The sequence below is a fragment of the Dorea sp. AF36-15AT genome (assembly GCF_003477705.1).
GTDB lineage: Bacteria > Bacillota > Clostridia > Lachnospirales > Lachnospiraceae > Claveliimonas > Claveliimonas ammoniilytica.
Genome location: NZ_QUDV01000001.1, coordinates 447,976 through 466,965, shown reverse-complemented (window position 1 = coordinate 466,965; position 18,990 = coordinate 447,976). Strand labels below are relative to the sequence as shown.

19 protein-coding genes and 1 riboswitch are annotated in these 18,990 nt (G+C 43.9%); all 19 genes read right to left on the bottom strand.

The genetic code is table 11. The features are described from left to right. Nucleotides 1-89: 89 nt before the first annotated feature. On the bottom strand, nucleotides 90-1,109 hold the full coding sequence (gene ilvC, locus DWZ93_RS02130) for a ketol-acid reductoisomerase (RefSeq protein ID WP_118383759.1): 1,020 nt from the start codon (nucleotides 1,107-1,109) through the stop codon (nucleotides 90-92). Between the two features lie 95 nt (nucleotides 1,110-1,204). After that, a complete protein-coding gene (gene ilvN / locus DWZ93_RS02125; protein ID WP_118383760.1) occupies nucleotides 1,205-1,702 on the bottom strand; it encodes an acetolactate synthase small subunit in 498 nt (165 codons plus the stop codon). A gap of 119 nt (nucleotides 1,703-1,821) precedes the next feature. Next, nucleotides 1,822-3,624, bottom strand: a complete 1,803-nt coding sequence (locus tag DWZ93_RS02120) for an ABC-F family ATP-binding cassette domain-containing protein (protein WP_118383761.1) — start codon at nucleotides 3,622-3,624, stop codon at nucleotides 1,822-1,824. Between the two features lie 3 nt (nucleotides 3,625-3,627). Beyond that, entirely contained in the window at nucleotides 3,628-4,755 is a 1,128-nt protein-coding gene (locus DWZ93_RS02115) for an aldo/keto reductase (RefSeq protein ID WP_118451864.1), read from the bottom strand. 222 nt (nucleotides 4,756-4,977) lie between these two features. After that, nucleotides 4,978-6,267, bottom strand: a complete 1,290-nt coding sequence (gene eno, locus DWZ93_RS02110; protein ID WP_118452066.1) for a phosphopyruvate hydratase — start codon at nucleotides 6,265-6,267, stop codon at nucleotides 4,978-4,980. Nucleotides 6,268-6,501: 234 nt separating this feature from the next. Continuing rightward, complete coding sequence (locus DWZ93_RS14910) at nucleotides 6,502-6,948, bottom strand: MATE family efflux transporter (RefSeq protein ID WP_243061067.1); 447 nt, start codon at nucleotides 6,946-6,948, stop codon at nucleotides 6,502-6,504. 4 nt (nucleotides 6,949-6,952) lie between these two features. Then, nucleotides 6,953-7,423: an MATE family efflux transporter gene (locus tag DWZ93_RS14905; RefSeq protein ID WP_243061065.1), complete on the bottom strand. Its 471-nt coding sequence runs from the start codon at nucleotides 7,421-7,423 to the stop codon at nucleotides 6,953-6,955. Nucleotides 7,424-7,504: 81 nt separating this feature from the next. Continuing rightward, nucleotides 7,505-8,566 (bottom strand): helix-turn-helix domain-containing protein, encoded by a 1,062-nt coding sequence (locus tag DWZ93_RS02100; RefSeq protein WP_118451863.1) that lies wholly within the window; start codon nucleotides 8,564-8,566, stop codon nucleotides 7,505-7,507. A gap of 114 nt (nucleotides 8,567-8,680) precedes the next feature. Beyond that, complete coding sequence (locus DWZ93_RS02095) at nucleotides 8,681-9,469, bottom strand: class I SAM-dependent methyltransferase (protein WP_118451862.1); 789 nt, start codon at nucleotides 9,467-9,469, stop codon at nucleotides 8,681-8,683. A gap of 92 nt (nucleotides 9,470-9,561) precedes the next feature. Then, nucleotides 9,562-10,209, bottom strand: coding sequence for a TetR/AcrR family transcriptional regulator (locus tag DWZ93_RS02090; RefSeq protein WP_118451861.1), 648 nt, complete (start codon nucleotides 10,207-10,209; stop codon nucleotides 9,562-9,564). A 130-nt stretch (nucleotides 10,210-10,339) separates the two neighbouring features. Beyond that, a complete protein-coding gene (locus tag DWZ93_RS02085) occupies nucleotides 10,340-10,552 on the bottom strand; it encodes a hypothetical protein (RefSeq protein ID WP_118451860.1) in 213 nt (70 codons plus the stop codon). 131 nt (nucleotides 10,553-10,683) lie between these two features. Then, entirely contained in the window at nucleotides 10,684-11,091 is a 408-nt protein-coding gene (locus DWZ93_RS02080) for a DUF3592 domain-containing protein (RefSeq protein ID WP_118451859.1), read from the bottom strand. Next, complete coding sequence (locus DWZ93_RS02075; RefSeq protein WP_118383766.1) at nucleotides 11,082-11,669, bottom strand: 2'-5' RNA ligase family protein; 588 nt, start codon at nucleotides 11,667-11,669, stop codon at nucleotides 11,082-11,084. The genes DWZ93_RS02080 and DWZ93_RS02075 overlap by 10 nt, the downstream gene beginning before the upstream one ends. A 3-nt stretch (nucleotides 11,670-11,672) precedes the next feature. After that, the gene (locus DWZ93_RS02070; protein WP_118383767.1) at nucleotides 11,673-11,966 is read right to left on the bottom strand and encodes a hypothetical protein; all 294 of its coding nucleotides are present in this window, start codon (nucleotides 11,964-11,966) and stop codon (nucleotides 11,673-11,675) included. A 269-nt stretch (nucleotides 11,967-12,235) separates the two neighbouring features. After that, nucleotides 12,236-13,114 (bottom strand): cation diffusion facilitator family transporter, encoded by an 879-nt coding sequence (locus DWZ93_RS02065; RefSeq protein WP_118383768.1) that lies wholly within the window; start codon nucleotides 13,112-13,114, stop codon nucleotides 12,236-12,238. A gap of 107 nt (nucleotides 13,115-13,221) precedes the next feature. Further along, nucleotides 13,222-13,313, bottom strand: a riboswitch (NiCo riboswitch). A 98-nt stretch (nucleotides 13,314-13,411) separates the two neighbouring features. Then, a complete protein-coding gene (locus DWZ93_RS02060) occupies nucleotides 13,412-15,790 on the bottom strand; it encodes an ABC transporter permease (RefSeq protein ID WP_118451858.1) in 2,379 nt (792 codons plus the stop codon). After that, a complete protein-coding gene (locus tag DWZ93_RS02055; protein ID WP_118383770.1) occupies nucleotides 15,790-16,509 on the bottom strand; it encodes an ABC transporter ATP-binding protein in 720 nt (239 codons plus the stop codon). Before DWZ93_RS02055 ends, DWZ93_RS02060 begins: the two co-directional genes overlap by 1 nt. 23 nt (nucleotides 16,510-16,532) lie before the next feature. Further along, nucleotides 16,533-17,300 (bottom strand): hypothetical protein, encoded by a 768-nt coding sequence (locus tag DWZ93_RS02050; RefSeq protein WP_118383771.1) that lies wholly within the window; start codon nucleotides 17,298-17,300, stop codon nucleotides 16,533-16,535. 152 nt (nucleotides 17,301-17,452) lie between these two features. Next, the gene (locus tag DWZ93_RS02045; protein WP_118383772.1) at nucleotides 17,453-18,937 is read right to left on the bottom strand and encodes an AAA family ATPase; all 1,485 of its coding nucleotides are present in this window, start codon (nucleotides 18,935-18,937) and stop codon (nucleotides 17,453-17,455) included. Nucleotides 18,938-18,990: the final 53 nt, after the last annotated feature.

Sequence of the window (18,990 nt, the reverse complement as noted above, 5' to 3'; positions counted from 1 at the left end):
CCTTGTGTCCCCGATTCTTGTTTTCAGTATAGCAAAGAGACCGCTGCATACGCAACGGTCTCGGTAATCTCTGTTATTCAATATTTAGATTAGTTGTTGATCAGCTTGTTAGAATCACTCCAGCTGTACAGCTTTCTGATCTCCTCGCCAACCTTCTCTGACGGATGCTCAGAAGCAAGCTTTCTCATTGCTTTGAAGTGAGCCTGTCCACCTGCTGCTGACATGTCTAACAGGAATTCTTTTGCAAATGAACCATCCTGGATGTCTTTCAGGATCTGCTTCATAGCTTTCTTTGTCTCAGCTGTTACTACCTTAGGTCCTGTGATGTAATCACCGTACTCAGCTGTGTTAGAGATAGAGTATCTCATTCCTGCGAATCCTGATTCGTAGATCAGATCAACAATCAGCTTCATCTCGTGGATACACTCGAAGTAAGCATTTCTCGGATCATATCCAGCTTCAACCAGTGTCTCAAATCCACACTGCATAAGAGCACAAACACCACCGCAAAGTACAGCCTGCTCGCCGAAGAGGTCAGTCTCTGTCTCTGTTCTGAATGTTGTCTCAAGGATACCAGCTCTTGCTCCGCCGATTCCAAGACCATAAGCAAGTGCTCTGTCAAGAGCCTTTCCTGTGTAATCCTGCTCTACAGCTACCAGACAAGGTGTTCCCTTACCAGCCTGATACTCGCTTCTTACTGTGTGTCCTGGTGCCTTAGGTGCGATCATAGTAACATCAACATACTTCGGCGGTACAATCTGATTGAAGTGAATGTTGAAACCATGAGCGAACATCAGCATGTTACCTTCTTCAAGGTTTGGCTCGATATCATTCTTGTAAAGTGCAGCCTGTTTCTCATCGTTGATCAAAATCATGATGATGTCTGCCTGCTTAGCAGCCTCTGCTGCTGTATAAACCTTCAGTCCCTGAGCTTCTGCTTTTGCCCATGACTTACTTCCTTCGTAAAGACCTACGATTACATCGCATCCTGATTCCTTCAGGTTCAGGGCATGTGCATGTCCCTGGCTGCCATAACCGATAATAGCGATCTTCTTTCCCTCCAATTCAGCTAAATTACAATCTTCCTGGTAAAAAATTCTTGCTGACATATGTATCATCCTCCTAATGAATAATAAAATATATTGTCAAATGCTGATGCTCTTCACACCGCATTTAGAGACCATCGTTATCTCTGCTGGTATAACTATTCGATAATCGTTACATTATCGCTTCCTCTTGAAAGCCCTGTAATACCGGTTCTTGCAAGTTCCAGTATCTCATAGCCGTCCAGAAGATTTAAGAATGCGCCAAGCTTGGACTGATTGCCTGTAAGTTCGATGATCAGCGACTCCTTGCCTGCGTCTACAACCTTGGCACGGAAAATATCTGCGATCGCGCTGACTTCTGATCTCTGTGCTGCATTGGCACGAATCTTCACCATGATCAGTTCACGAAATACGGACTCTTCCGGAGCAAGCACCTTAATCTCAACAACGTCTTCCAACTTTCTGACCTGCTTCTCAATCTGTGACAGAATCAGCTCATCTCCGCTCGTTACAATTGTAATTCTTGTAAATCTTGGATCGGCAGTCACACCTGCTGTGATACTGTCTACGTTATAACATCTTCTGCTGAATAATCCTGATATTCTGCTCAGAACTCCAGGATTATCATCTACTAATAATGATAATACTCTTTTCATTGTGCACCTCCTGATCTTACTTTTTAAAAACAGAGTGCGTTCTGTTTTTTTATAATAGCAATATACCTACTGTTTGTCAAGTATCCTAATCATCTTTTTGAATTAATTATTGATCTATTTTATTCTCCGTTCTGAATGCGCTCTTTCAGGTCATTCAGATATACCCAGCGATCCATCTTTTCCTCCAGCTCTGCTTCCGTTTTTTCCTTCTCCGCAATCAGCTCCGACAGTTTTACAGAATTAGTTGCATTGCGCGCCATCTCTTCATCCAACTGCTCGGTCTTCGCTTCCAGCTTCGCAATATCTTCATCGATCGTCTCGAATTCTTTCTGCTCTTTGTAACTGAATTTGAGCTTCTGCGGACGGTTCTGCTTCCAGCTCTTCTTCGCATCTTCTTTCTGTGCCGGATCTGCTTTACTGATCTGCGGTGCGGTCACGGCATTCGCCATATGTCCGCCGCCGGATGCTTCGAGATAATCGGTATAACCGCCCTCATACTGGGTAAGTCCGCCATGTCCGTCAAATGCGAAAATGCGGTCTGCCACATTATCCAGAAAATATCGGTCATGGGATACGGTGATCACAATTCCTACAAAAGAATTAAGAAAATCTTCGAGAATTGTCAATGTCGGTATATCAAGATTATTGCCCGGCTCATCAAGGATCAGCACATTTGCCTCCTGGCAGAGCACGCCAAGCAGATACAGTCTCCGCTTCTCACCGCCGGACAGCTTGCCGATCGGCGCATACTGCATATCCGGGGTAAATAGGAACCGCTCCAGCATGGCAGATGCACTGATGCGTCCCTCTCTGGTGTTGATATATTCCGCAATGTCCTTTACGTAATCGATGACTCTCTGACGGTCGTCCATCTCCTGTTCTTCCTGCGCAAAATAACCAATGCGGATGGTCTCGCCCACTTCGACGCTTCCCTGATCCGGTTCTGTTTCTCCTGCGATCATCCGAAGCAGGGTAGACTTACCGCAGCCATTCGGACCCACAATACCAACATTCTGGTTCTTCAAAAAGATATAGTCAAAATCTCTCAGAATCACCCGATCGCCAAATGCCTTGGCAATATGATGCAGTTCGATCGTCTTCTTGCCCATGCGAGTCTCAATGCTATCCAGTTCCACCGTCTGGTCTGATACCGGAGCAGATCCATTTTTCAGACCTTCCAGACGTTCCAGACGCGCTTTCTGCTTGGTGGTTCTCGCACGGCATCCGCGCTTCGCCCACTCCAGTTCAATGCGCAGGATGCTCTGCCTCTTGCGCTCGGATGCAAGCTCCATCTCTTCCCGTTCCGCTTTCAGTTCCAGGAATCCCGAATATGCAGTCTGATAACCATAGAGTTTCCCATGACTGATCTCCAGAATACGATTCGTCACGCGATCCAGAAAATACCGGTCATGAGTAACCATCAGGATCGTTCCACGAAAGCTTCGCAGATAATCTTCCAGCCAGCTGATCATTTCCTCGTCCAGATGGTTCGTCGGCTCATCCAGAAGCAGCAGATCAAAGTCTCCTGCAAGTACTTTCGCCATAGCTGCGCGTCTTCTCTGTCCTCCGGACAGCTCTTTCATCTTCTGTGTGCCATCCGCAATCCCAAGCTGGTTCAGATAACTCTGTACCTTCCAGTCCGTATCCGAATTTCCCGATAATGCATAGGCATCAACCGTCTCCTCTGGATCATACGGCGGATTCTGCACTACAAACGCAATCTTTAATCCGTTCTGTCTGACGATCTGTCCGCTGTCAGGAACTTCCTCTCCGCTGACCATCCGAAGGAGTGTAGTCTTACCGGTTCCGTTGATTCCAACGATACCGATCTTATCTCCCTGCTGGATACCAAAAGAAGTCTCGTCAAAGATAACCTTCTCTCCGTATATTTTACTAATGTTCTCGATATTAACTATGTTCATGTTCTAATCCTGCTTTTCCATACATTTTGCCACATCCTTGAGATAATTAATGATCTCAAGATGTTGCGGACAGGCCACCTGGCATTGTCCACACGCCAGACATTCCCTGGCTTTTCCTCCAGACTCTGTCAGTTGCCGATACTCCTCGTTAGCTTCAACGTCAGTAATTTCGCCACGTTTACTCTTGTTATAGACACGAAACAGATCTGGAATTGCAATCTGCATCGGACAGCCTTCTGTACAATAAGAACATCCTGTACACGGAATCGCTATACTGTCTTTGATCATTTCAGCAGCCTTATGTACCAGTTCGGTTTCTTCGGCATTCATTGGCACAAATTCTTTCATATAGGATATGTTATCCATAAGCTGCTCCATATTGCTCATGCCGCTCAGTACCATCGCTACATTATCCAGACTTGCCACAAACCGGATTGCCCATGATGGCACAGAAAGATCAGGATGATATGCAGTAAAACTCTCACGTACCTCCGCAGGTACATCAGCAAGGGTTCCTCCTTTTACAGGTTCCATAACAATGACCGGTTTGCCATGTTTTGACGCCACTTCATAACATTTACGCGACTGCACTTCTGCACTTTCCCAATCCAGATAATTCATCTGAAGCTGAACAAATTCCATCTCCGGATGTTCTGTCAGCACCTGATCCAGAAATTCTGCACTGTCGTGGTATGAAAATCCAATATGTTTTACAAATCCCTGCTTCTTCTTTTCAATCAGCCAGTTAAAGCAGTCCATCTCGTTGTAGATCGAATATAATTCCTGATCAATTGCATGAATCAGATAATAATCAAAATAATCCACACCCGTCTTCTGTCTCTGTTCTTCGAAAATACGATCCCTATCTTCTTTCGTCTTCAGATAAGATGCATGCAGCTTTGTGGTCAGCGTATATCTATCTCTCGGATAGCGGTCTGTCAATGCTTCTTTTACCGCATTTTCACTCTTAAATGCACAATACATCCACGCCGTGTCAAAATAGGTAAAGCCCTGCTCCATAAATGTATCCACCATCTCTTTTAACGCTTCTATATCAATGCTTCCCTTGTCATTTGCATCTGTAAGCGGCAGACGCATCAGTCCGAATCCAAGCTTCTTTCCTTCAAACATTGTACTTCCTCCTCTCATCATTACTGCTATTTATCTTACCAGATGTTGGATTCTGATACAACTGTATGAACCATCAGAAATTCGTGCAAGTACAATTTCTACATAGTGGATTATCGCGCAAAAGACGGAATCCGCCTAAGTGCGTCTGCACACGGCGGATTCTCATCTTGTTTATGAAGTTAAAAGATACTTAAGGACTGATTCATGTAATGTATGTTGCATTTATACGTTAAATGCTTCTCTTCCCGGATATACTGCGGCACTTCCCAGTTCTTCTTCGATACGGAGAAGCTGATTGTATTTAGCCACACGCTCAGATCTTGAAGGTGCTCCTGTCTTGATCTGGCAGGTGTTCAATGCTACTGCGAGGTCAGCGATGGTTGTATCCTCCGTCTCACCGGAACGATGGGAGGTAACTGCTGTATAACCTGCTTTATGTGCCATCTTAATTGCTTCCAGAGTCTCAGATACAGATCCGATCTGATTCAGCTTGATCAGTACAGAGTTACCGCATCCAAGGCTGATACCCTTAGCAAGACGTTCTGTATTCGTTACAAAGAGATCGTCACCTACTAACTGTACCTTATCGCCAAGTTCTTTGGTAAGCAACTGCCACCCTTCCCAATCTTCTTCATCCAATGCATCCTCGATAGAAATGATCGGATATTTCTCTACGAGACCTTTCCAGTGCTCGATCAGTTCTGCAGATGTATACTTAGTTCCTGCCTTCGGAAGTACATATTCGCCCTTCTTCTCGCCTTTCCACTCACTGGAAGCTGCGTCCATAGCAATCATAAAGTCTTTGCCCGGCTCGTATCCAGCCTGTTTTACTGCATCCAGAATGTACTGGATTGCTTCTTCGTCACTTGCGAGATCCGGTGCAAATCCACCTTCATCACCTACGGATGTAGCAAGCCCTTTGCTCTTCAGCAGTTTTGCAAGTGCATGGAATACTTCTGCACACCAGCGGAGCGCTTCTTTAAATGACACTGCTCCTACCGGCATGATCATAAATTCCTGTACATCTACGGTATTTGCAGCGTGTGCGCCACCGTTCAGGATGTTCATCATCGGTACCGGAAGACGGTTACCGGATACACCTCCAAGGAAACGGTAAAGCGGAATATCTAATGCAGTCGCTGCCGCTCTGCAACACGCGATAGATACTGCAAGAATTGCATTTGCTCCAAGTTTGGATTTATCCTTTGTTCCATCTGCATCAATCATTGCTTTATCAATTGCATAAATGTCGGATGCATCCATATCAATCAGCGTGTCATTGATTACAGTGTTAATATTCTCCACAGCTTTCTGCACACCTTTTCCAAGATATCTGTCCTTATCTCCGTCACGAAGCTCCAGCGCTTCAAACTCTCCGGTAGATGCGCCGCTTGGTGCAGTACCTCTGCCGACTGTTCCATCTATCAGATACACTTCTGCCTCTACGGTCGGATTACCTCTTGAATCCAGAATTTCTCTTCCAATTACTTTTTCAATCTGTAAATAGTCCATATTATTAGCTCCTTCCCGCTCCCATTTACCGCGGTCTGTCAGCACATCAGACCGCAGTTTCTGACTGTAAGCACTCCAGTCATACATTGAAAAGGGAGTTTCAAAATGATTTATTCACGCGAGTTAGTTTTCTCTAACTTCTCATATAGTGTATCGCATCATTTTGATTTTTTCAAGTGAAAACGACTATCATTTTCGCAGTATAATGGACTGTTTTTCTCAATTTAGCATATTCTATTTATCTTTTTTCCACACTTTCATCATCCGGTAATAGCATGGAATCAGTAATGCACATGCTCCAAACCACGCCATAGGACTTGCAATGCATACTGATGTATAGCCAAGCATTCCAACAAGTCCAACTGTTGCTGATATCCTCATTACCAGCTCGATCATACACGCTGCAAATGGTGCCCAGCCATTCTGCATACTCTGAATAGTAGTACGATACACAGCAAGCAGTCCCAGTATCACATAAAACGGTGCCACGATCGTCAGATATGCATCCGAATAATGATAGATCTCCTTTGTCGGATTGGACATGAAAAGTTCTACAATCGGATGCTTCAGTAATATAATGCCCGCACACATCAACACATTGAACGTCTCTGTCTGGATCAGGCTGGCACGAACACCCTGACAAATCCGTTCCCTCTTGCCTGCACCAAAGTTCTGTGCCACATAATTAGAAGATCATATTGTAAAATACGGTCGCACCTGTACCGAGAAGCACGACAAACATATATGCATATGCCTCCACTGCAATATCCGCCGGAATCTTCATCCAGCGAATGATCTGATGGGAAAGCACACAGCACAATGTAGTCAACACTACCGCAAATATAACACCGAGAATCATTGAAACTGCAATGCTCTTTCGCATTCCACGCTCGTCTCTCGCACCGCAACGCTGTCCCAGACAGATACCAAAGCCACCAGTAAATCCATTGATAAAACAGAGCACAAAATAAATAATAATGCTGGTTGACCCTACCGCCGCAAGAGAATCTGCTCCTAGTGTCTTCCCTACGATCACAGAATCCGCCAGTGTATAAAAAAGCTGAAACAAATTGCCAAGTATTACAGGGACCGCAAATCTGAGCAATGAACCAAACGGTCTGCCTGTTGTCAGATCCATCTCTTTTCTTCCAGCCATAAAAACCTCCTTCGTGTAACGCATGTTGTCAAAATAATTCACACACTTTTATACACGAAAGTGGGCTCTGTGTCAAATAGATTATTCCCCTGTGAGATCCTTTTCTTTCTCCGGTACACCCTCCGATTTAATCAGATAGCCCTCTGTTTCATCAAAATGAATCGTGTACTGATATTCACTCTCTTTTCCTTCTTTCTCGGCATCGGAATCAGCATAGTAGGTAAGACGGATCTGATAAGTATTTTTCCCGTCCTGCCATGACTCATCACCAATTAACCAGTCATTTTCAAGATGTTTGTCTTTTTTGAGCAATGTCTCGGCATACTGTTGTGCTCCACTCCAGATTCCTATATTCCGTCTCTGTCTCTGCATCGTATTCTGATACTGCCAGAGCGTGACAAACATAAATACTGCCATAATTCCTGTAAAGAGAACCGTTTTATACTTCTTTACTTTTTTCTGTCTCTGCTGACGGACACCTCTGATCGTCCCGAGCATAAGCATTGCAATCACAAACAGATACCAGAGTGTCCAGAAAATCTGTTCCTTTCGTTCCACACCGCCCGGAATCCATTCTGCAATCCGGTCTCCCCAAACATAATTGACCAGCGCTGCTACAATTCCAATAGATAATGCTGATGCCACGCCATATATCCTGCGGCTTTCTTCATCATCTATATTCTGGAAAAAATACCACAAAGACACAAACACAGTTGCTGCCAGTCCACCAAGCACAAGTCCGCCTCCGACATTGGCAATCTTCGCAGCCCACGCCGCTGCCGCCACACCGATCACCAGGATTCCGGCAATGATATTGGCATTCTTATCCTGTTTTTTCTGTTGTTTCGAAATATCATCTGCATTTTGAAGCATCTCAGCCACCTCCTGGCGGGTATATTGGGTTTCCGTTATATCCACATCTCCTGTGGATTCCTTCTTTTTAGAACGCATCAATTCCAGCACAGAGATTCCAAGTGCCTGCGCCAGTGGCTCCAGTGTCTGAATATCCGGAAATCCAAGCCCCCGCTCCCACCGGCTGACCGCCTTATCTGTCACATTGATTTTTTCTGCAAGTTCTGCCTGCGTCATCTTTTTCTCTTTTCGTATCCCGGCAATAAACTGCCCGAACTGTTTCGCCTCCACGTCTTGTCATTTCCTCCTGCTGTTCCCGCTCCGCTTTTCTATCTGCGAAACGTTTTTACAGCTTTAGCATAGAAGCAGACAGGCTGTTTTGTCAATCTACGAATCATTTACCTCCTATTTCCTGCCATACAGAATGCCCATACCGCTTATCATCCACGGAGTCTTCACATATCCAGGAATAAAATCCAGCTTCTTTTCCAGATTACCGATATAGTGAACCTCTGAAATGCCTTCTGCTTTCAGTTCTCTGACAAATTCATTCATATCTCCATATAATGCCTTCTGAGAGAACATATCCTGAAAAGAAAATACGCCACCTTTCTTTACCACCCGAAGTGCTTCTTTTACCACATCCCTCTTATCCTTTGCAGTGCGCACTTCATGAAATACAAAATTGCTGACCGCTGCATCAAATGTTTCCGTCTCAAATTCCATCTTTGCAGCATCACCCTTCTGAAATGTTATCCTGTTCGCAACACCTTCCAGACGCGCATTGTTCTCACACTGCTCTTTGGCATAATTCCACTCGGCTCCCCAGTAGTCCATCGCGGTAATCTCTGCCTCCAGAAAAGCCTTCGCACAGCGGACTGTCAGTGCTGCCGCTCCGCATCCGATATCAAGCAGCTCGCCTTTGCCGTCCCAGTCAAGATGGTCAACCAGATGCTGATGTACGCCAGCCATCATATTTCCTTTTCCAAATGCAAATTCCTCATGGCAGATCAGCATATACACAGCCATCACAAGCATCAGCACACCGATCACGCCTGCTATCCATGTAATAACCGGCACCACTCCCATTACTCCTGATACAATTGCCGCTACAAGTAAGATCGCTGCGCCACCAAACAGCATATACAATGCTTTCTCCGGCACCCAGTTCCCGTAATTTGTCTTTTCTCTCATGTTAGTTCCTCCTTAGAAATATATTTTTACTCATTTCGAGCACATAACAAAGCCGCAAAATGTTATGTTTGGCAATGGAAAAGCCCGCCGCATTATTTGCGACAGGCTTCATGTTCCTGATTCAGATATTTAATTAATGCCGCTGTCCCGGCATCGGCATGAATGCCGATTTCCCGCGACATCCGTACTCTTTCATCCACCGTGTAATCTCCTTTTATCAACTCCATATATCCCTGAAGTCTCATAGACACTAAGATTCTGATAAGCTCTGCGTCAGGCTTTCTACCCATAAATTTCGTAAAATAACTGGTAAATGCTGCCTGCATCTGTAATTTAATCTGTGCTCTGAACATCTCATACCGGCTTCCGGCACACTGATCCATGAGGATGACTGCCTCGGTTCGATGTGCCGACAGATATTCCATCATCTGCCGTTCATTATCATCCGCCGTCCCCGGATCTTCCTCTTCTCTCTGCGCAAACATACTGCACATCCGCTCATAATCCGCGATCACGGGATCAAGGATTGCAGCCAGCAATGCTTCTTTATTCGCAAATGAGAAATAAAATGCTCCGGTCGTGACCCCGGCTGTTTTACAAAGATCCCGTAGATTAGCTTTCACATAGCCTTTTTTTAGAAATTCTGCTTTGCCAGACTCTATTAATTTTTGTTCCGTTTGTTTTCTGCGCTCATCTTCCATCATACTTGTTATGTTAGCATAGACTAACTCGCTTGTCAATCCAGCTTCCTATACCATGTTATGAATTTGTTCTGCCTTTATACGTGTCTCTCAAAAATCACTTTGTATGTTCCAAGTACCTGTTCCCAGTAATCGATATTCAACCAGCCTCTGCTACCGTCTTTACATTCTAATCCACAATTACTTTCCAGTGTTCCGCTTCATGTGCCTGAAAGCACATCAGTATCTGTTCTTTTGTCGTCTTCTCGACCGCCAGCTTATCTGGTAATTCTTCTTTTCCAAAATATCGGATCTCTGTAGTTTCAATATTATCCTCGAACTTGCCACCAATCACTCTGCATTCTACAAAGATCTTAAGTATGCCATATACATAATTCTGCACATTATGCCTGCGCCAGTCCTGTACCGCAATTAACTGCTCTGCTTTTACCTTTTTCCGTATAATTCCAAAATAATATATGTCTGATCATGCTATTTTCTCCTGTCACTATCAATAACTATTAAAATTCTTGTCTACACAAATAATAAGATTCCGATGCATACAAGTATCGGTATCGCTCCGACAATTACAAATACAATCGTCAATATCTTATATACTTTATTATCATATCCCGGTATGTAAGACTGCTTTGGTTTGTCTGGATTATACTTAATCTGGACTTTTGCACCAACTGGCGGCACACGTCTGCTTATATAAGCGCCTTCTGATGTATAATAACTCCCTCCAGCATAATATTCATATATCGGATGATACGACAAACCATTATCACCGGAATTCCTCACATTGATGCGTACTACTGTGGCTGTTGCATCAGCTGTGCATTTGCGCATTTTATTACCTGAAATCATGCCCAGTATAAAGGCTGGAATCCAAAATGCAATTCCAAGGCCGCATAATGTCAATACTAATCCTATTTCCATTGCTTACTCTCCTGCATTGCCTTCTTATCGTTTTGTATGCATTTTCCTGTCATAGGGTCATACCACACCCGACAGATATCCATATACGGATTCGTCTTTGCAAGACCGATGCCGACCGCAGTTCCACGGAACATGCCAAACTGCTCCTGCATCACTACAAATGCCTCTTTTAATTCTGTCTGCGACAGCTGCTTTCCAATCGTACTGTGCGGTATCCAGGAAAATGGCTGATACCGCTGATGAATCTTCACCTGACGAATCTGGCTTATATACTGATATGCCTGTTCTGACATTTGAAACAGGTAGTGATTCATAACCGGCAGCAGATAGATCGTGTGTGGAAAAAATATCCCTACCGAACACCACATGATCTCACCGCAGATAAATTCCTTTGCCAGATCTTCAAACACTGCCACTGCTTCTGACTCCTGCGTTGTCTCAAATGCTGACAACGTAATATGTGGCGGAACCTTATCTGCAAGCATCACTTCATTCCCCGTGCGTTTTGCAATCTGATTCATATACGACTGGATTCTTTCATTTATCACATCATCAAAGTATAAAGATATCAAATACATAGGTTAACCTTTCAAACCTGCTGACTGACGGATCATATCTTCCACTACGATATCATATATCTCGCCGATACTGTTGCAGTATTCGAGCACTTTCCACGGCTCATTGGTATGAAAATGAATCTTGATCAGGTCTTCGTCACCTACTGCGATCAGACAGTTTCCTTCAAGATGCTCTGAGATGTAATCGGAAATCTCATCCTCATCCAGATCATCGTCCCTGCGGTCGATTAATAACTGCGTGTCATAACGATATGCAAACTGATCATCCTCTACGTCAATGCTATGTACATTTTCCATCTATTCTGTCCTCCTGTAATTCATTCATTTAAAATTTCATTACTATTTTAGTATAACCAGCTCTGTGATTCAATGCCATAATAGCATTTGAATAATCAATGGAGTGTATTAATTATCTTGAAGGAAGAATAACCTAAAAGGCGCTCCGTCATACGGAACGCCTGAATACTTTTCTATAACATTTCTCTATCTAATTACATGATGTTGGGGTCAAAAGCTCCCAACTATGATGCCTGCTGATTGTTCCGTGCTATGCACTCCTGGCATCATTACATTCTTACCGGATTCACATGAATCAGGATATGTTTGATCTTCGGCCAGCCCTGTTCAATCGCATCATGTACGTTCTCTGCGATCGCATGGCTGTCTTTTAACGACAGATTCTCGTCTGCCCCGATTTCCATCTCCACATAAACCTTGTTGCCAAAAATACGGGTCTTCAAAAGATCCACCTGCTCTACGCCTTTGGTATTCAATGCGCAGTTTCTCAAAGCTTTCTCGGTCTGCTCATCACATGCCTTATCTACCATCTTATCAATAGCATCTTTGAAAATATCAAATGCTGCTTTCTCAATAAATACACAGATCACTATACTTGCGATTGGCTCCATGATTGGGAAACCAAGTCTCGCGCCACCGATACCGATCAGCGCGCCTACCGATGATAACGCATCAGAACGATGGTGCCATGCATCTGCCATCACTGCACTGGAATCAATCTTCTTCGCATAATATCTGGTATACCAGAACATTGCTTCTTTTACCAAGATTGATACGACTGCTGCGATCAGTGCCAGCATTCCCGGTATCTCAGATGCATATTCACCGTCAAGTAATGTCTTGACTGCGGCATAGCCAATACCAACACCTGTCCCTGCAAGTACCGTAGCCAGTACAATGGCTGCCACACATTCCATTCTCTCGTGTCCATACGGATGATCCTTATCTGATGCTTTCCCGGATATCCGCACACCGATCATAACGATAATACTGCTGAATACATCCGATGCCGAATGTACCGCATCACTGATCATTGCTCCTGAATGTGCTACAAAACCTGCAATCAGCTTAAATACTGATAGGATCAGATTCCATACTACACTCACTAACGAAACTCTAATTGCTGTCTTTTCAAATTCATTTTCCATGTCCATAACCTCCATTCATTGACAAGCACTCCTGCTCTTTCATAATCAGACATTCTGTCTGCTGTTATGTACATGGGCATAAAAATACACCCACGTTTCAGTAAATCTACTGTCCCGTGGATGTACATATCGTCTTATTCTCCACTGTCACTTCTGTGACCCGGCCCCAGGTTTCCCCGGCCTGTTCAGTTTGTACTGTAGTTAATATATGCAGTGCAAAGAGTTTATAATATAATACACAGAAGTCATGAAAAATGCAAGACATTTTTCGATTTTTTCAATTATCCGAATTCTCACTTATTCGCACCCTTTCAGTACCTCCACCATATCCAGTTTACGGATACGTTTGGAGAACATGAAACTTACCAGCATAGATACCGCCATAACGAGTATTCCGGACAGCACGTAGTCGATCATCGGTAATTTCAGCATATAGTCAAAATTCTCGCCATTACTGTTCATCATCGCATTCAATGACACATTGCCAAGCGGGATACCGATCACAATTCCGACCAGTGACAACCACAGATTCTGCACGCTGAGAAGCTGGCGGATCCTACCGGAACGGAAGCCCATAACCTTCAGTGTTGCCAGTTCCTTGATTCGTTCATTAAACGACAACGAACCAGAATTGTATAATACAACGATGATCATAATGGAAGAAAATCCGATCATCATATATACCATAAGATTAACCATTGACATACTGTTCTCATATGCCTTTTCCATATCCGGTTTACTGGATACGCTGATAATATAGTCTTTATCTTTCGTATTCTCTGGTTTCTGATTACTCATCAGCAGGGTCGGTGTATATTCTGCGCCTGTCTCTTCATAATCTTCTCTGAGCATCGCAATTCCCTGTGTATCCGAACACCGATAGATCATGCCGACTTTTGCTTTATACCAGGTATTCTTTGAATACAAATGCCAGTATATAGTATCTCCAACCTTAATATCCATATCTTCTGCCAGTTTCCGGCTTAAGCCAACCGTACCCGGCACAAGATCTGTTACTTTATTATTCAGATCCAGAATATTATAGAGATGTTCTCCTTCCAGAACCGTAATGGTCTCTTTCTTCTTCTCTTTTGAGGATGCATTTTTCACCTTTGAGATTTCCACTGCATCCTGCATCACCAGTTCTCCGTCCACACTGTCTGCCAGTGCATCCACGTCCGATAGTTTAGCATCTGACGATAGTTTTGTCTGATATTCTGCTACTGCTGTCCGCTCAAAATTCAGATCCACCATCGTGCTAACTAATGAGCCGCATCCGGTTCCGTACATCATCATAAGCATTCCGACTGCCGTTCCGACAATACACATAAATGCTCTTAACTTCGCCCGCGATATGTCGCGCAGATTATACTGGCTGTTAAATGACAGTTTCTTCCAGAATGGCAACTTTTCAAACAAACACCTTTTGCCCTGTCTCGGCGGCGCCGGGCGAAGTGCTTCCGCCGGGCGTATCCGCAGAATCTTTCTGCAGCTCAGATATGCTGATAATACACATGCCAACACGACTACCAGAGAAATCACCAGATACATCGGATGGAAAACGGAATGTAGATCCGGTACAATGTACCACGCTCCAAACATACTCATGATTGTCGGGCATCCCCATAAAATCCCAAGCAACAGGCCAGCGCTCACACCAAGCACCGATACTACAAGGCTGAAGCTTACATAATGAAGCAGTACCTTCCATTTCTTCATACCCAGCGCATTCAATGTACCGATCTGTGTCCGCTGTTTTGCCACCATACGGTTCATTGTAGTTGCAATTACCAACACCGCAATACCCACAAATATCACAACAAACACATAAGAAAATGACTGATGCTGGTCAAGCTCACTGTCAAGTCTTGCAAGTCCAGGCACCGATTTACGATCGATCATTGCCGAATAATCATGATCCAATGCCTCAGCGATTTCATCCTCATGCTCCAGTGCTCCATTATCTTTGGTACGGATGATCATCTGCGTATACGGCATGGAATCAGACTGATCCGAAGATGCCAGTCCTGCGATCACATCCACAATACTAATCTTTCCCTGTGTAAAGAGATGCTGTACATACTCCTCTGCCGGAAATCCATCCATAGACATATACACGATTGCGATATTTTCCAGATAAGTATCTGCATCTCCGTCTGCCTGACGATATTCATATTCCGCGCTCTCAGTCAGTCCTTTTATCGTCTTAGTAAATATTACTCCGTCATACTCCATGGTAAATCGATCACCCACATGAAGATTCCGCCTCTCGGCAAATGCATTGGCAATCCAGACACCATCTTTATCCGAAGGATCAAACTTCTCACCTGAAATATAATATGGTGTATTGACCGTATTTTCATTTTCCAGGAAGATATCCACCTGTGCCCCATCGCAGTCTGGAGCCGTGCCTGTAATAGCAGTCCGAAGCTGAACCAACTGGACGAAATCAAGATCCCGTACTTTCTCTAACTGTTCTTCTGAAAATCCTTCTCCATATACCCATACATCGGACAGATTGCACTCCTTACGATATGCCTCTCTGGCAACATTCTGCGATAATACATGTCCTTCAAAGGTGCAGAATAATGTCATTGCCAGTGCCGATAACAGAAATACTGAGAAAAATGCTCCAAAATTTTTCCTAAAATCACGCAGCATTTTGCGAAACAGCATTACCACTCCACCTCCCTTACCGGAAGCGGATTCTCATTGATAACGATCTCGGATATCTTACCATTTTTCATACGAATCACCTTATCCGCACACTTGGCAATATCCGCATTATGGGTAACAATGACTACCGTATTACCATGCTCTTTTCCAAGCTTCTGAAGAAGCTCGAGCACAATCACACCCGTCTCGGAATCCAGTGCGCCGGTTGGCTCATCACCAAGGATGATCTGCGGTTTCTTAGCTAATGCTCTGGCGATAGACACTCTCTGCTGTTCACCTCCCGATAACTGCGATGGAAATTTATCCTTGTGATCCGCAAGACCTACTGCTGCCAGCATCTCATCCGCACTCGCCGCATTCTTGACAATACTCTTCGTCAATGCCACATTTTCATATGCCGTCAGTGTTGGGATCAGGTTATAAAACTGAAAAATAAATCCAATCTTCTCTGCCCGGTAATCGGATAACTGTTTATCCTTCATATTGGATATCGTCGCCCCATCAATGATCACTTCGCCTTCCGTAGGCTGATCCATGCCGCCAAGCATATTCAGCACAGTAGACTTGCCCGCGCCCGACTGTCCAAGGATTACCACAAATTCACCCTTATCAATCGTAAAATTAATATGGTTGACCGCATACTGTAAGGCTTCCTCCTCACCATAAGTACGTACTACATCCCGAAATTCAATGACTGTCTGTCCCTCTTTACTGCTCATATACCGTCCTCCCGGTGTCTGTTTTATCTCTCTTTTATCTGTACAGGCACACCTTTTTCTATCAACGTATCCAACATCTTAGCAAATCCTTTCGGATCACGGATCTGATATTGCATATGATTACATCCTTCAAATACCGGATACTGACCATACGGATACACCCGCATGACCGCTTCACGGTATTTCAAATGATCTTCTATACTTCCAAATTCAAACACAGTCTGCCTCTGTAACTCCTCTGACAGTGCCGGAAATGGTTTATCTTCCAGACTGTCTGCAAGCTGTCTCCGTATATTACCATAGGTCAGTGCTTTTCCCGCCGCGATAAAATAAGGTTTAATCGCTTCATCATCGCACCACAGAATCTTTTTCAGCGTTTTTCCGTTTGACCAGTACAGACTCTTAATCGCCAGATATAAAAACGGAGCCATGATCCGGCGCGTCATTTTAGCAATCTGTGCAAATTGTCCGCCGTCAAAAAACGCATGCTCTACTTCAACTCCTGATTTTGTCAGGAATGTCATTGCAAGATCTGCCCCGATAGAAGACGCCACCACGAGTGCCAATCGGTCAATCTGCTGTCCTTCAAGAAACTTCCTGATCTGCTTTATCTCTTCTGTCTTACTTTCGTATCTCTGTCCTTCACAATACACCGTCGATGTCGGCATAATACAATAATATGTTTCCTGTAGATATTCCGCCACAGGTATACTGCTTGCACCCGTCACACCCATTGCATGGAAAAATAATATTGCCGGATTGGACTTATTTCCTATCGTCTTAAAAAGCATAATCAAACCTTCTTTCACTGCCTCGCTGCCAACGTTATATTCGTCATAGCTTACGTTCGTTAGTTTACGCTAACTTATATTCAAAATTATACCATGCATCTCTTACGTGTCAAGAAATGCATGGCATAACAATCCTCATTTTGTATGACACTCTAACTCAGTAATTCTCTTACGCTTTCCGCATCGTATACCACTTCTTTTACATGCTCTACTTCTATCTTATACAACGCATGTGCTGCAAGATGCTCTGCAGCCTGTTCCAGATCACGGATACCGCTGGTATTAGAATACAGTTCAATAACTGTATCCAAGGCTTCATCCGTCATAATGCATTCATCCGCAGACAGACCGATTCTCTTCAGAATCTTAGGCAATGCAAATTTGGAAAAGATTACTTTCTTTTCTTCAGCCGTATAATCCGGAATATCAATGACTGCAAAACGTGACATCAACGGTGCACTGATCTGATCTCTGTCATTGGCTGTTGCAATCGGATATACACCAGATGTAGGAATCATACATTCCATATAGTTATCTGTAAATCCAAGATTATCAAGGAGTGTCAGCAGTACATCTGCCGGGTTACCATTCCCTTTTCCTGATGCTGCTTTATCCAGCTCATTAATAATAAATACCAGATTAGAAGACTCTGCCATACCAAAGGCTTCCATGATAATACCTGGCTTCGCATTAGAATAGATTCTGGAACTTCCGGTAAGCTGTTCGGGATCATTGATGGAACTCATATCCAGTGTGCTCCAAGGAAGCTTCAAAATACGAGCCACCGCATATGCAATCTGTGACTTACCTGTACCTGCCGGACCGATCAACAACAGTCCATATGCAGGCAATGTATGAGTACGGTTAATCTGAATGATCGTCTCAATGATTCTCTGCTTTACACGCTCCATGCCATATAATTCTTCATCCAGAATACGTCTCGCTTCCGCAGGATCAATTGCTTCAAAATAATCCTTTTTCCACTGAATGTTTAACATCATAGACAGTGCTCTCTGTGCATGGCGGCGTTCCTCCGGAGACACTTCATGCGAACGTGCTACCGCAAGGTTTCTTCTCGCCCAGAGTCGGATATTATCCGGTAATGTCCGTCCCGCACAGTTCAGAAAATCTGTGATACTCTGAATACTGGTAAGTTTCATATCGTCACCAGACTCTTCCTGATCTTCATCATCTATCTCTTCTTCCGGCGCATCACTTGCAAATAATCTTTCAATCATAAACTGCAGGAATCCATCTTCAGCGGAAAGCTTTGTACCGCCGCCAAACGCAATCTCGCGAATGCGGTATACACAGTAACCTTCTGAATTATTTACTCCGGACAGACGTACATTGATCCGATTCTCACCCAGCCATTTCAACAAACTCACAAACCGTGAATCCACGCGGAGAATATCTGCACTTACTTTTCCGCCTTCCTCATCAAATTCAAATGCAGTCTGCTTATTCTGATTAGCAAACACACCGCAGGAATGATGCTTCCATTCCTTCTTGCTGTTATCCAGAATCAGAATCGGCTGCTCCGCTGATGCATGATCCGCATCTGATGCAAATGTTGTATAGGTACACTTCACCGGTTCTTTTGTATCCGGTGTATTATTAAAATCAAATACTGGCATTCTTCTACTCCTTATGCAATATATTTATTTAAAGCATTGTTCAATCATACATT

Excerpts from the sequence above, each read along its gene's own strand:
- ilvC (WP_118383759.1), bottom strand. The coding sequence starts at position 1,109 with ATGTCAGCAAGAATTTTTTACCAGGAAGATTGTAATTTAGCTGAATTG.
- ilvN (WP_118383760.1), bottom strand. The coding sequence starts at position 1,702 with ATGAAAAGAGTATTATCATTATTAGTAGATGATAATCCTGGAGTTCTG.
- DWZ93_RS02120 (WP_118383761.1), bottom strand. The coding sequence starts at position 3,624 with ATGAACATAGTTAATATCGAGAACATTAGTAAAATATACGGAGAGAAG.
- DWZ93_RS02115 (WP_118451864.1), bottom strand. The coding sequence starts at position 4,755 with ATGTTTGAAGGAAAGAAGCTTGGATTCGGACTGATGCGTCTGCCGCTT.
- eno (WP_118452066.1), bottom strand. The coding sequence starts at position 6,267 with ATGGACTATTTACAGATTGAAAAAGTAATTGGAAGAGAAATTCTGGAT.
- DWZ93_RS14905 (WP_243061065.1), bottom strand. The coding sequence starts at position 7,423 with ATGGCTGGAAGAAAAGAGATGGATCTGACAACAGGCAGACCGTTTGGT.
- DWZ93_RS02095 (WP_118451862.1), bottom strand. The coding sequence starts at position 9,469 with ATGAGAGAAAAGACAAATTACGGGAACTGGGTGCCGGAGAAAGCATTG.
- DWZ93_RS02080 (WP_118451859.1), bottom strand. The coding sequence starts at position 11,091 with ATGGAAATAGGATTAGTATTGACATTATGCGGCCTTGGAATTGCATTT.
- DWZ93_RS02075 (WP_118383766.1), bottom strand. The coding sequence starts at position 11,669 with ATGTATTTGATATCTTTATACTTTGATGATGTGATAAATGAAAGAATC.
- DWZ93_RS02070 (WP_118383767.1), bottom strand. The coding sequence starts at position 11,966 with ATGGAAAATGTACATAGCATTGACGTAGAGGATGATCAGTTTGCATAT.
- DWZ93_RS02065 (WP_118383768.1), bottom strand. The coding sequence starts at position 13,114 with ATGGAAAATGAATTTGAAAAGACAGCAATTAGAGTTTCGTTAGTGAGT.
- DWZ93_RS02060 (WP_118451858.1), bottom strand. The coding sequence starts at position 15,790 with ATGCTGTTTCGCAAAATGCTGCGTGATTTTAGGAAAAATTTTGGAGCA.
- DWZ93_RS02055 (WP_118383770.1), bottom strand. The coding sequence starts at position 16,509 with ATGAGCAGTAAAGAGGGACAGACAGTCATTGAATTTCGGGATGTAGTA.
- DWZ93_RS02050 (WP_118383771.1), bottom strand. The coding sequence starts at position 17,300 with ATGCTTTTTAAGACGATAGGAAATAAGTCCAATCCGGCAATATTATTT.
- DWZ93_RS02045 (WP_118383772.1), bottom strand. The coding sequence starts at position 18,937 with ATGCCAGTATTTGATTTTAATAATACACCGGATACAAAAGAACCGGTG.